The sequence below is a fragment of the Burkholderia sp. LFS061 genome (assembly GCF_047978125.1).
In the GTDB taxonomy this organism is placed as follows: domain Bacteria; phylum Pseudomonadota; class Gammaproteobacteria; order Burkholderiales; family Burkholderiaceae; genus Burkholderia; species Burkholderia pyrrocinia_C.
The window spans coordinates 97,902-110,174 of record NZ_JBFPFS010000002.1 but is presented as its reverse complement, the minus strand read 5'-3'; the positions used below and the strand labels follow the sequence as shown (position 1 = coordinate 110,174).

The window sequence follows — 12,273 nt, the reverse complement described above, 5'->3', positions numbered from 1 at the left end:
GCTTGCTCACTCGAAGTAGCACTGGATCGTCCCGAGCGGGCCGTAGTCGACGCTGAACGTGTCGCCCGGCCGCGCCGCGCACGGCCGCGTGAACGAGCCGCCGAGCACGATCTGCCCGGGTTCCAGCGCGACGTCGAAACGCGACAGACGATTCGCGAGCCACGCGACGCCGTTCGCCGGATGATTCAGCACGCCGGCCGCGACGCCCGTTTCCTCGACCACGCCGTTGCGCGACATGATCGCCGCGACCCAGCGCAGGTCGACGTCGTGCGGCTTCACCGGCCGCCCGCCGATCACGACGCCCGCGTTCGCCGCGTTGTCGGCGATCGTGTCGAACACCTTACGCGGCCGTTTCGTATCGGGGTCGATCGACTGGCTGCGCGCGTCGATGATCTCGAGCGCGGGCACGACGTAATCGACCGCGTCGTACACGTCGAAGATCGTGCAGTTCGGGCCCGTGAGCCGCTTGCCGAGCACGAACGCGAGTTCGACCTCGACGCGCGGCACGATGAAACGACCGGTCGGGATCGTGCCGCCGTCCGCGAAGAACATGTCGTCGAGCAGCGCGCCGTAGTCGGGTTCGTCGATCTGCGACGTGTTCTGCATCGCCTTCGACGTGAGGCCGATCTTGTGCCCCTTCAGCATGCGGCCTTCCACGAGCTTGAGGGTCACCCACGCGCGCTGGATCGCGTATGCGTCGTCGATCGTGATGTCGGGATGGTCGAGCGAGATCTGGCGGATCTGCTTGCGCTCGCGCTCGGCGTCGTGCAGACGTTGCGCGAGCTGGTCGATGATGGCGGTTTCGAGCATGGTCGGATCGGGAATGGGGTCAGCCGGCTCGCTTGTAGCGGCCGTGGATGTTGTTGTGCTTGTACGAGCCGCTTTCGCTGAACTCGGTCAGCTCCATCGACAGCGCGAGATAGCGTTCCGCGTACAGCTCGGCGAAATGGGCCTTGATCGCGTCGAACAGCGCATCGCACGCGGCTTTCTTCGTGTCGTCGCTACGGCCCGAGCCGATCTTCAGCGTCACGTGGACGAACGCGTCGTCCTCCGTGCCGTCGGCGACGCAATAGTCCTGCAGTTCGATCGCGCGCGACCGGATGCCGCCGGTCGGGAACACGCCGCCCTGCGCGATCAGTGTTGCATTGATCGTGCGCAGCAGCGCGGGAATGCGCGCGTCGTCACGGATGTTCGCGGTGTATTCGACGACGATGTGAGGCATGGCAAGTCTCCAGTCGGATGTTCGATGCAGGGCGCGGCGTTCAGGGCAACGGGAAGATCGCGTTGATCTGCCCCGTGCCCGAACTCGCGAAATAGTCGGTGACGATCTCGACGGGCTTGTCGTAACGATCCCAGCCGAGCAGGCCGAGCAGCATCGCCGTGTCGTGCATGCCGCCTTCGCCGTGGCAATGCGTGTTGTACTCGGGCAGCATCGCGCAGAACGTCTTGAAATCGCCCTGCTTCCACAGCTCGACCACGCGCAGGTCGACCTGCCGGAAGAATTCGCGGCTGATCTGGTGGATCGATTCCTCGGGGCTGCCGTTATCGTTGAAGCGATGCGACAGCGAACCGCTCGCGAGGAACGCGACGTTCGAATCGCTTTTCCCGATCGCTTCGAGCAACGCCTCGCCGAAGCGCCGGCTTTCGTCGAGCGTGTGCCACATGCACCAGCCGGCGATCGACACGACCTTGAAGTGCTGGTCGCCATTCATGTAGCGCATCGGCACGAGCGTGCCGTATTCGAGTTCGAGGCTGTCGATCTCGTGTGCGCGCGTCGCGATCCCGCGTGCGCTGGCCGTCTCGGCGATCAGCCGGCCGAGCGCCGGATTGCCCGGATACGCGTACTGCATGTCGCGGATGAAATGCGGCAGCTCGTTGCTCGTGTACGTGCCCGAGAACCGCGCATTGCAGTTCACGTGATAACCCGCGTTGACGAGCCAGTGCACGTCCGACACGACGATCGTGTCGACGCCGAGCGCACGGCAGCGCTCGCCGATCAGTTGATGGCCGCGGATCGCCGCTTCGCGGCAGCCGTGATGCCTGCCGGGCATTTCCGACAGGTACATCGACGGCACGTGCGTGATTTTCGCGGCGAGGGACAATTTGCCCATCGTTCAAGTCTCCATATCGTTCGTGCTCCCGGCGAAACGACCCGCGCCCGTTACACGCCCCAGCGCGGAATGTGATGCGAACCCATCGAGATGCACACGTTCTTGATCTCCGCGAACACCTCGAAACTGTACTCGCCGCCCTCGCGCCCGGTGCCCGACTCCTTCACGCCGCCGAACGGCTGACGCAGGTCGCGCACGTTCTGGCTGTTCACGAACACCATCCCGGCCTCGATGCCGCGCGCGAGGCGATGCACCTTGCCGACGTCCTGCGTCCAGATGTACGACGCGAGGCCGTACGACGTGTCGTTCGCGAGCCGCAGCCCTTCTTCCTCGTCCTCGAACGGGATCAGGCACGCGACCGGGCCGAAGATCTCTTCCTGCGCGATGCGCATCCGGTTGTCGACGTCGGCGAACACGGTCGGCCGCACGAAGTTGCCGTTGCGCAGATGGTCGGGCAGGCCCGCCGGCTTATCCGCACCGCCCGCGACCACGCGCGCGCCTTCCTGCTCGCCGATGCGGATATAGCCCGTCACCTTCTCCCAGTGCTGGCGCGTGATCATCGCGCCGAGCTGCGTGGCTGGATCGGACGGATCGCCGACCACCAGGTTGTTCGCACGGCGCGAAAATTCCTGCACGAAGCGGTCGTAGATCGTGCGCTGCACGAAGATCCGCGAGCCCGCGGTGCAGCGTTCGCCGTTGATCGAGAAGATCGTGAACAGCGACGCATCGAGCGCACGATCGAAATCCGCGTCGTCGAAAATCAGCACCGGCGACTTGCCGCCGAGCTCCATCGAATACTTCTTGAGGCCCGCGCGCTCCATGATCCGCTTGCCCGTGACCGTGCCGCCGGTAAACGACACCGCACGCACGTCCGGATGCCGCACGAGCGCGTCGCCGGCGCTCGCGCCATAGCCCTGCACGACGTTCAGCACTCCGGGCGGAATGCCGGCTTCGAGCGCGAGCCGGCCAAGCTGGTCGGCCGTCAGCGGCGACAGCTCCGACATCTTCAGCACGGCCGTGTTGCCGAGCGCGAGGCACGGCGCCGTCTTCCACGTAGCCGTCATGAACGGCACGTTCCACGGCGACACCAGCGCGCACACGCCGACCGGCTGGTACAGCGTGTAGTTCAGCATCTGGTCGTCGACCGGATAGGTGCGGCCGTTCATCTGCACGCAGACTTCCGCGAAGAAATTGAAGTTCTCGGACGCGCGCGGAATCAGCTGCTTGCTCGTCTGCGCGATCGGCAGGCCGGTGTCCTGCGTCTCCAGCGCCGCGAGCATCGGCACGTTCTTCTCGATCAGCTCGCCGAGCTTGCGCATCAGCTTCGCGCGCTCCTTCGCGGGCGTGTTCGCCCATTTCGGGAATGCTTCCTTCGCCGCGCGCACGGCCGCGTCGACTTCGGTCTCGCCGGCCGACGCGACGTCGGTGATCACGTCGCCAGTCGCGGGGTTCAGCGTCGTGAAGGTCTCGCGGCTCTCGACTTCGCGGCCGTCGATCCAGTGCTTGATGGTCATGGGTTCTCCTTGGGCGACGGGCTCAGCCGGCGCGATAGTAGTCCGCTTCGGCGACGATCGTGTTCACGAGCCTGCCGATCCCTTCGATTTCGGTCACGACCTCGTCGCCCGGCCGCGTGTCCGCCAACCCCTCGGGCGTGCCGGTCAGGATCAGGTCGCCCGGCGAGAGCGTCATGAAGCTGCTGATGTGCTCGATCAGCGCCGGCACGTCGAAGATCATGTCGCGCGTGCTGCCGCGCTGCGTCTCCCGGCCATTCACGGTCGTGCGCAGGTTCAGGTCGCCCGCGTCGCCGATCTCGTCGCGGCTGACGAACCACGGCCCGAGCGGCGTGCAGGTGTCGCGGTTCTTCACGCGCAGGTTCGGGCGGTAGTAGTTCTCCAGATAGTCGCGGATCGCGTAGTCGTTCGCGACCGTATAGCCGGCCACATAGTCGATCGCATGCGCGCGGCTCACGTTGCGCGCGGGCCGGCCGATCACGACGGCCAGTTCGCACTCGTAGTGCATGTGGGTGGCATCCGCCGGGCGCACGGTGCGCGACCGGTGGCCGATGAACGTGTTCGGCCCCTTCAGGAAGATCAGCGGCTCGCTCGGCGCGTTGAACGCGAGTTCCTTCGCGTGGTCGGCGTAGTTGAGGCCGAGCGCGAACGTCGTGCGCGGCGCGACGGGCGGCAGCCATGCGACCGTCTCCTCGGCAACCACGCGCCCCGTGTCGAGGCGGATCGCGCCGTCGCCGGCCGGCTCGGCCGCATGCAGTGCGCCGTTGTAGATCACGCGCGCCGTCTTCATCGTGTCTCCTCCGCAATCAGCGTATGCCGCAGCGTGCCGATGCCGGCCGCGGCGATCTCGATCGTGCTGCCCGCGCGGGCGCGCGGCGCGCCGCCGGCGACGCCGAGCAGCAGCACATCGCCGGCGTCGAACGACATGAACGCCGTCACGTCGGCGATCAGTTCGCGCACCGGGCGAATCAGCGTCGCGGTCGACGCCGATGCGGCCACCTCGCCGTCGATCCGCACGGTCAGTGCGAGCGCGTCGACCTCGGCCAGCGCGGCGGCCGGCACGATCGCCGGGCCCAGCGGGCAGAAACCGTCGCGACACTTGAAGCGCACGGCCGGGCGGTAGTAATCGGGATGCGGCACCGACACGTCGCTCGCGAGCGTGAAGCCGTGCACGTAGTCGAGCGCCTGTGCAGCCGGCACACGCGTGGCGCGCCGGGCGAACACGACGGCCACCGACGCGCCGATCTCCAGCGCATCGACACCGGCCGGCACGACGACGGCCGCGCCGTCGGCCGCATGCGTGTTGGCCGGCTTGATGTAAAGGATCGGTGCCTGCGGAGGGCGACCGTAAGGCGGTGCGTTCACCGCATCGCCGAGCGCGTCGAGCGCCGCGCGCTCGTTCAGCAGCGCACCGTAGACGGTACCGATGGCGACCGGCAACGGCGGCGCCGCGGCGGTCGTGCAAGACAGCTCCATGCGTCATTCCCCTGCCGCGCGTCGCGGCGCATCGTCAATACTTAACATCTTAAGTAAACAATCGGGTGCTGGCAACCTCGATTACCCTGATACGCGAAATTCACCACCTTCGGCTGTTAAGATTGATGCGTCCCCGTCCACTGTCCACCCCGATGAACCGTACGCTCGACCATCGCAACCTGGCCATGCTGCTGCTCGAAGCCCGCGAAACGCTGATGGGCCTGTTCCGCCCCATTCTCAAGGAATTCGCGCTGACCGAACAGCAATGGCGGATCATCCGCGTGCTCGACGGCGAACCGGCGCATGCACTCGAAGCGGGACAGATCGCGCGGCGCTGCTGCATCCTGAGCCCGAGCCTCACGGGCGTGCTGGAACGGATGGAGCGCGACGGGCTGATCACGCGCACGCGCGCGCAGGAGGATCAGCGCCGGCTGCTGGTCAGCCTGACGCCGCAAAGCAGGAAACTCGTCACGGAAATCGGTCCGCGCATCGACGAGCAATACCGGCAGCTCGAGTCGCGCTTCGGCCAGGACGGCCTGGAAGACATCTACCGCGCGCTCGACCGGCTCATCGAACTCGGCGGCAACGCGTGATGATGGCGCCCGTTCCCGCCAGCCGCGGGAACGGGCGCCGGTACAGCGCGGGCGGTCAGTGCAGCGCGCCGCGCATCAGCTCGGTCACGGCGACGCCGCGCGACGTGCGCATGCATTCCTCGACGTAATCGATGAACGGCAACGGCTCGAAATCGATTTCGTCGCGCACGCGGCTGTTGTCGAACACGCGATCGACCGTCGCGAATTCCGCGCAGCGCTGCAGCGCCCGGCCGATCACGCGCTCGAGTGCCGGATCGGGCCGCCCGAGCACCTCACGCACCACCAGCGGCAGCTCGGCCGGCGCGCACGCAGCGTAGCGCGGCGCCCCGGTCATCCCCGCCGCCTCGTCCATCGCGCGCACGATCTGCGCGACCTGCGGCGCCTCGTCGCCGGCCGACACGTGATAGAGATCGTGCGCGAGCGTCGGCTTGACGGCCAGCAGCATCGTCGCGCGCGCCACGTCGTCCACCGACACGATGTCGATGCGCGTCATCGGCCGCGCGGTGAAGCGGCGCGCGGCATGCGCAAGCCGGAACATCCAGAACGAATTCGGCGCGGGCCGCGTGCCGAGCACCGTATGGCCGACGACGTGCGACGGCCGCACGACGACGAGCGGCAGCCCGAGCGCGCGCAGGCGCTGCTCCGTTTCCGCCTTCGCATGCAGGTAGTCCGCCGCGAGCACCGCGCCCGGCAGGCCTTCGCCGTGTTGCGCGACATCGTTCGCCGCGTCGTCCGCCACGACTGCTTCGTGCACGATGCCGCCGCGCCCCGCATGCGCATAGGCCGTGCCGACGTAGACGAAGCGCTGCAGACGCGGCGCCCGTGCGAAGCGTTCGGCGAAGCGCACCAAATCGGCGATGTCCGCCTGCAGGTGCGCGCCGTCGGCCGGCGACGCATGGCCGGCGCAGTGGATCACGTGCGTCGCGCCGGCGAGGCGAGGCGCGTCGGCGCCCTGCCACACATCGCCGAGCGCGCCGACGATTACGTTCGCGTCGGTCAGGCGCGATGCCCAGTACGGCGCGAGCCCCGCGCGCAGCGCCGCTTCGCGCAGCCGCGCGACGGCGTGGCCGCGGTCCTGCGCGCGCACGACGCACACGATGCGTTCGAGCAGCCCTGCATTGACGAGCGCAGTCAGCACGGTACTGCCGATGAAGCCGGTCGCGCCGGTCAACACCAGCCGCCCGACGTTCGCCGCCGCGACCGGTGCGCTGGCCGGCGACACGAGGCTCGTCCGCCAGTTCAGCGACAACGCGGTTTTCCAGATCAGCACGATAGTCTCCTTCGAAGAGTCGGCCGGGCGGCGCAGCGCCTGCGGTTGCGGGCTGCGCACGGCTCACCGGCCGGGCCGGGGCCGACGCGCGCCCCGGCAGTCCCGATCGGGCGTGCGGCCCGCGATCGCGTCGATCGCACCTCTGGCACGAGGCGGCGGCAGCCGCCGAGGACGGGCGTCCGCGGCACAGGATCGGGAAGTTCCCAGTGTGGGGCCCGATCGCGTGCAAGTCTGTCCCGAAAGTTTCGTGAAAGTGTGCCGATTTGTGCGCGATTGTTGGAGTGTGTCGTTCCCGGCCGTGCCGTCAAAACGCTGAAACATCGGGGCGGACCGCATTCCGGCGGTGCCGGATTGCGTCGATCGGCCCGGTTTCGGCGGCGGCCCGCGCGCGACAGATCGACGCGCCCCCCGGCCATGTCATCCCATGTCTCGAACGTCACCGATGCGCGCGTCGACACCGCAATCGCCGATGCCACGGACGTTTGCTCGCGCAGCCGAAATGTTCGTGAATCGTCAGACGTCGTTTCATCTGAAACCGCAATGGACTCGATATGGGTTTATTGCGGATTATCCCTTGCGTTTCACACCAGTCTATCTAGACTGTTCAAGTCCAAACGGTCAAATTCGTCCTTTCTTTCAGGAGACGATCCAATGCGCCTCACCATTCGAATTAATGGCAGCGAATCGGCAACCAGGCAATCCTTCGCGGTACTGTGGGTGGATACCGACGAGGGACTGTGGTCGCGTGAGGCACATCAGGGCATCGATCTTCCGACCTGGGGCAAGGTCCGCGACGTCGAGGGCGCAATGGCGCTCTGCGCGGCCGACGGCGGAAAAGCCGTATGCCAGTTGAAGGGGCTGTCGTTCGGTGCGACGCAGCGCGAACAGGGCCCCGCCGTGCTCGCCGGCAATCACCCCGGCGCGTGGCGGCTGCAGGCCGTCGATCGCTGCACGACCCAGCCGGAATACCGGGAATTCATTTCCGTCGCCCGATAGAAAATTTTTTACGGAAAACGTCTGCGGTTTTCGGGTTTATTCCAGTTTTCAGAGATAGTCATTTCGATATTCAGTATTAACAGCGCCTCATTCTGGGGCGTTTTTTATTTTCCGCTATTAAAGAAATAACCGAGGGCCGGGCAATTGATCGCATACCGGCGACGGCCGCGATTGACCGCCAGCGGACACCGCACGCCCGGATCGAGACACCGCCGAGCGCCCGTCGATCATCGTCTGCTGCGGCGGCGGAAATCCGCTCGCGCCCCACCTTTCCGGCATCACCTTTCAGCGCTTGCCGGATGACACCGCCCGCCTTTTCACGGGGCCGGAACATACTTTCCCCACACGGCGTTTACTCATTTATTACAATCGCATTATTCAGACTGACCTGCCGCCGTCCGGCGGCCCGACCCGGCCATTGCATGAGCGTGAAAAAGAAGACCCACCCCGCCGATCCGTACTCGGCCGCGACGAAGAATCCGATGCTCGCGTCGCGCCTGCCGATGTGGCGCTCGAAGCTGGTCGTGATCGTCGTGTTCCTCGCGTTCGCCGCGCTGCTCGCGCGCGCCTTCTGGGTGCAGGTCGCGAACCAGGATTTCTACGTCGGCCAGGGCCAGAAGCGCTACCAGCGCACGATCGAGCTCGACGCGATGCGCGGGCGCATCGTCGATCGCAACGGCGCGATGCTCGCGGTCAGCCTGTCGACCTATGAAATCTGGGCGAACCCGAAACAGGTCGCCGATACCGACTATCCGCAGATCGCGAAGCTGCTCGACCTGCCGCTCGGCGAGGTCAAGCGGCGCCTCGGCAACGACAAGACGTTCGTGCTGCTCAAGCGGCAGGTCGACGCGGACACCGCGGGGCGGCTCGACAAGCTCGCGATCGACGGCATCACGCAGATCGCCGATTCGAAGCGCTTCTACCCGGAAGGCGAATCGGCCGCGCACGTGGTCGGCTTCACGAACGTCGAAGACAAGGGCCAGGAAGGCGTCGAACTCGCGGCGAATGCGCGCCTGTCGGGCACGTCCGGGCAGCGCGAGGTGATCCGCGACCGGCTCGGCCGCATCGTGTCGGACACGCGCCCGCTCGTTCCCGCGCAGCACGGCGCGACGATCGAGCTGACGATCGACCGCCGGATCCAGCAGCTCGCGTTCAGCCAGCTCAAGGCGGCCGTGATCGAGAACAACGCGATCGCAGGCAGCGTCGTCGTGCTCGATGCACAGAACGGCGAAATCCTCGCGCTCGCGAACTACCCGACCTTCGACCCGAACGACCGCGCGCGCCTCACGGGCCAGCAGTTGCGCAATCGCGCGGTGATCGACACGTTCGAACCCGGCTCGACGATCAAGCCGCTCGTCGTCGCGCTGTCGATCGACGAGCGCAAGGTCACGCCGAACACGATCATCAACACATCGCCGGGCACCTACAAGATCGGCCCGGCCGTGATCCACGACACGTCGAACCACGGGTCGCTGACGGTCTCGCAGGCACTGCAGAAATCGAGCAACGTCGCGCTCGCGAAGCTCGCGCTGAACCTGCCCGCCGAAACGATCTGGAACAAGTATCAGGAATACGGGATCGGCCGCGCGCCGGAGCTGACGTTCCCGGGCGTCGCGTCGGGCCGGCTGCGCGGCTACAAGCGCTGGCGGCCGATCGAGCAGGCAACGATGGCGTACGGCTACGGGCTGTCGATGTCGCTGCTGCAGATCGCGCAGACGTATACGGCCTATGCGGGCGACGGCACGCTGCACCCGGTGTCGCTGCTGAAGAACGGCACCGACCAGCAGACGATCGACGCGCATCGCGGCCACCGCGTGACGTCGCCGCAAACGGCCGCGTCGATCCGCTCGATGCTCGAGATGGCGGTCGGCGAAGGCGGCACGGGGCGCCGCGCGCGCGTCGACGGCTACCGGATCGGCGGCAAGACGGGTACCGCGCGCAAGCAGGTCGGCGCGACCTATGCGAAGGGCAAGTACCGCGCGCTGTTCGCGGGGATGGCGCCGATGAGCAACCCGCGCCTGATCGTCGCGGTGATGATCGACGAGCCGCGCGGCAAGGGCTACTACGGCGGCACGGTGGCCGGCCCGGTGTTCGCGTCGGTCACGAGCGGCTCGCTGCAGTTGCTCGGCGTGCCGCCCGATGCGCCGGTCGAACCGGAGAAGCCGCAGCCGGCCAAGGCGGTTGCACCGCAGAAGACGGTCGAGGCGCCGAAGGCGGCGGCTCAACCGAAAACGGCGGCCGCGCAGAAAACCACCGCACCGTTGAAGACGGCCGCGCAGCCCGGCACGGCCGTGCCGACGAAGGCGGCGGCAAGCTGAAGCCGCCAGGCGGGCGATGCGGCATGCCGCACCGCCCGCGCTCCATCTCCGCCCCCCGCTTTCATCCCACTTTGCAGAAACGCCCCGCATTATCTAAGCGTTCCGGCTGCGCCCTCCTACAATTCTTTCGCGCTGCGGGCGGTCTTGCCCGCGCGCCGTCAATGCGCTGCCGCTGCTACCGGCTTCACCATCCTGCCGAGCACATGCTCGGTCATCCCGCGCGCGAGTTCGGTCTCGCCCATGAACACGGTGCCGATGCCCTCGCTCGACAGCAGCGCGGCCTCGTCGCCGCTGTTCGTGCACAGCACGACCTCGAGCGTCGGGTTGAGCGTGCGCGAGATCTCGACGATCTGCCGCACGTCGAACACGTCCGGCAGCGTGACGACCAGCATCCCGGCGCGCGCGATATGCGCCTGCACGAGCACGATCGGCTCGATCGCGTCGCCGGACACGGCCGCGATGCCGTCGGCTCGCAGCTTCTCGACGAGCTCGCGGTTCTGCTCGACGACGACATACGCGATCCCGCGCTCGTCCAGCGCATGCGCGATCCGCGTGCCGACCTTGCCGTAACCGACGATCACGACCTGCCCGGTCAGGTGCGTCTGCGGCGTCGACATCGGCAGCGCGGCGAGCGGATCGTCGCGCGCCTCGAGCTTGCGCGCGAACGCCGAATGCTTGCGGATCCACGCGAGCGCCGGATCGATCATCGCGAACAGCAGCGTGTTCATCGCGATCGAGATCAGCGCGACCGCCAGAATCAGGCTCTGCCCCTCGGCCGACAGCAGCCCGAGCGCACGGCCGAGCCCCGCGAGGATGAACGAGAATTCGCCGATCTGCGCGAGGCCCGCGCCGACCGTCAACGCGGTATTCAACGGATAGCGGAACGCGATCACGAGCGCGACCGCCGCGAGCGTCTTGCCGACCAGCACGATCGCCGCGACCTCGATCACGTGCAGCGGCTCTTCGATCAGCACCTTCGGGTCGAACAGCATCCCGACCGAGATGAAGAACAGCACCGAGAACGCGTCGCGCAGCGGCAACGTCTCGTCGGCCGCGCGCCGGCTGAATTCCGACTCGCGCATCATCATCCCGGCGAAGAACGCGCCGAGCGCGAACGACACGTCGAACAGCTTCGCCGCGCCGAACGCGATGCCGACCGCGGCCGCGATCATGCACAGCGTGAACAGCTCGCGCGAGCCCGTGCGCGCGACGAGCCACAAAATGCGCGGGAATACGCGCTTGCCGACCACGAGCATCAGCGCGATGAACGCCGCGACCTTCAGCATCGTCACGCCGAGCGTGCCCCACACGCTGCCGCCGGCCGCCTGCACGTCGCCGGGCGGCGTGCCGCCGAGCAGCCCCGCGACGGGTGGCAGCAGCACGAGCACCAGCACCATCACGAGATCCTCGACGACGAGCCAGCCGACCGCGATGCGCCCGTTGACCGTCTCGACGAGCCCGCGCCCCTCGAGCGCGCGCAGCAGCACGACGGTACTCGCGACCGACAGCGCAAGCCCGAACACGAGCGCCGCGCCGAGGCTCCAGCCCCACGTGAGCGCGAGCCCGCCGCCGAGCAGCGTCGCGACGGTAATCTGCACGACGGCGCCCGGCAGCGCGATCTTGCGCACCGCGAGCAGGTCACCGAGCGAGAAATGCAGGCCGACGCCGAACATCAGCAGCATCACGCCCACTTCGGCGAGCTGCTGTGCGAGCGACAGGTCGCCCACGAAACCGGGCGTGCCGGGGCCGATCACGATCCCGGCGAGCAGATAGCCGACGAGCGGCGGCATTTTCAGCAGCGACGCGAGGTAACCGAAGATCATCGCGAGACCGAAACCGGCCGCGAGCAACGCAATCAGGCTGACGTCATGGGGCATCCCCCCTCCCGAGTTCTTGTAACTATTTAGTAAGGTTCAAGAGTGAAAGGATAAGGGATGAGGCGGAACAATGGCGCGCCGCCGTGAAAATTTCACGCGGTGGCGCGCCTTTGCGGGGTGC

General features: G+C 67.2%; 11 protein-coding genes. 3 read left to right on the top strand and 8 right to left on the bottom strand.

From position 1 onward, the window contains the following. Positions 1-6: 6 nt before the first annotated feature. The 6 genes from hpaH to ACNQQL_RS02030 are packed head-to-tail and all read right to left on the bottom strand — an operon-like array spanning position 7 to position 5,098. The gene (gene hpaH / locus ACNQQL_RS02055) at positions 7-810 is read right to left on the bottom strand and encodes a 2-oxo-hept-4-ene-1,7-dioate hydratase (RefSeq protein ID WP_347063024.1); all 804 of its coding nucleotides are present in this window, start codon (positions 808-810) and stop codon (positions 7-9) included. A 19-nt stretch (positions 811-829) separates the two neighbouring features. Next, positions 830-1,222, bottom strand: coding sequence for a 5-carboxymethyl-2-hydroxymuconate Delta-isomerase (locus ACNQQL_RS02050; RefSeq protein ID WP_347063023.1), 393 nt, complete (start codon positions 1,220-1,222; stop codon positions 830-832). 40 nt (positions 1,223-1,262) lie between these two features. Next, a complete protein-coding gene (gene hpaD, locus ACNQQL_RS02045) occupies positions 1,263-2,111 on the bottom strand; it encodes a 3,4-dihydroxyphenylacetate 2,3-dioxygenase (RefSeq protein ID WP_175958990.1) in 849 nt (282 codons plus the stop codon). A 50-nt stretch (positions 2,112-2,161) separates the two neighbouring features. Beyond that, a complete protein-coding gene (gene hpaE, locus ACNQQL_RS02040; protein ID WP_347063022.1) occupies positions 2,162-3,625 on the bottom strand; it encodes a 5-carboxymethyl-2-hydroxymuconate semialdehyde dehydrogenase in 1,464 nt (487 codons plus the stop codon). A gap of 22 nt (positions 3,626-3,647) precedes the next feature. Then, positions 3,648-4,412 (bottom strand): fumarylacetoacetate hydrolase family protein, encoded by a 765-nt coding sequence (locus ACNQQL_RS02035; RefSeq protein ID WP_347063021.1) that lies wholly within the window; start codon positions 4,410-4,412, stop codon positions 3,648-3,650. Next, positions 4,409-5,098, bottom strand: coding sequence for a fumarylacetoacetate hydrolase family protein (locus tag ACNQQL_RS02030; protein WP_347063020.1), 690 nt, complete (start codon positions 5,096-5,098; stop codon positions 4,409-4,411). Before ACNQQL_RS02030 ends, ACNQQL_RS02035 begins: the two co-directional genes overlap by 4 nt. Before the next feature lie 152 nt (positions 5,099-5,250). Here ACNQQL_RS02030 and hpaR point away from each other — a divergent pair, with 152 nt between their 5' ends. Continuing rightward, positions 5,251-5,691 (top strand): homoprotocatechuate degradation operon regulator HpaR, encoded by a 441-nt coding sequence (gene hpaR / locus ACNQQL_RS02025; RefSeq protein ID WP_034179682.1) that lies wholly within the window; start codon positions 5,251-5,253, stop codon positions 5,689-5,691. 55 nt (positions 5,692-5,746) lie between these two features. On the opposite strand, the gene ACNQQL_RS02020 is transcribed toward hpaR, so the two are convergent. Further along, positions 5,747-6,961 carry an SDR family oxidoreductase gene (locus tag ACNQQL_RS02020; protein ID WP_347063019.1) on the bottom strand — a complete coding sequence of 405 codons (1,215 nt, stop codon included), beginning with the start codon at positions 6,959-6,961 and terminating at the stop codon, positions 5,747-5,749. A 651-nt stretch (positions 6,962-7,612) separates the two neighbouring features. Between ACNQQL_RS02020 and ACNQQL_RS02015 the strand changes: the two genes are divergently transcribed. Next, entirely contained in the window at positions 7,613-7,957 is a 345-nt protein-coding gene (locus ACNQQL_RS02015) for a DUF3564 family protein (RefSeq protein WP_072436660.1), read from the top strand. Between the two features lie 422 nt (positions 7,958-8,379). Further along, the gene (locus tag ACNQQL_RS02010; RefSeq protein ID WP_347063018.1) at positions 8,380-10,275 is read left to right on the top strand and encodes a penicillin-binding protein 2; all 1,896 of its coding nucleotides are present in this window, start codon (positions 8,380-8,382) and stop codon (positions 10,273-10,275) included. A 158-nt stretch (positions 10,276-10,433) separates the two neighbouring features. Here ACNQQL_RS02010 and ACNQQL_RS02005 read toward each other — a convergent pair whose 3' ends face one another. Continuing rightward, positions 10,434-12,152 carry a cation:proton antiporter gene (locus ACNQQL_RS02005; protein WP_034179686.1) on the bottom strand — a complete coding sequence of 573 codons (1,719 nt, stop codon included), beginning with the start codon at positions 12,150-12,152 and terminating at the stop codon, positions 10,434-10,436. Positions 12,153-12,273: the final 121 nt, after the last annotated feature.

Coding starts and splice junctions, on each gene's coding strand:
- hpaE (WP_347063022.1), bottom strand. CDS start 3,625: ATGACCATCAAGCACTGGATCGACGGCCGCGAAGTCGAGAGCCGCGAG.
- ACNQQL_RS02050 (WP_347063023.1), bottom strand. CDS start 1,222: ATGCCTCACATCGTCGTCGAATACACCGCGAACATCCGTGACGACGCG.
- ACNQQL_RS02010 (WP_347063018.1), top strand. CDS start 8,380: ATGAGCGTGAAAAAGAAGACCCACCCCGCCGATCCGTACTCGGCCGCG.
- hpaR (WP_034179682.1), top strand. CDS start 5,251: ATGAACCGTACGCTCGACCATCGCAACCTGGCCATGCTGCTGCTCGAA.
- ACNQQL_RS02035 (WP_347063021.1), bottom strand. CDS start 4,412: ATGAAGACGGCGCGCGTGATCTACAACGGCGCACTGCATGCGGCCGAG.
- hpaD (WP_175958990.1), bottom strand. CDS start 2,111: ATGGGCAAATTGTCCCTCGCCGCGAAAATCACGCACGTGCCGTCGATG.
- hpaH (WP_347063024.1), bottom strand. CDS start 810: ATGCTCGAAACCGCCATCATCGACCAGCTCGCGCAACGTCTGCACGAC.
- ACNQQL_RS02015 (WP_072436660.1), top strand. CDS start 7,613: ATGCGCCTCACCATTCGAATTAATGGCAGCGAATCGGCAACCAGGCAA.
- ACNQQL_RS02005 (WP_034179686.1), bottom strand. CDS start 12,152: ATGCCCCATGACGTCAGCCTGATTGCGTTGCTCGCGGCCGGTTTCGGT.
- ACNQQL_RS02030 (WP_347063020.1), bottom strand. CDS start 5,098: ATGGAGCTGTCTTGCACGACCGCCGCGGCGCCGCCGTTGCCGGTCGCC.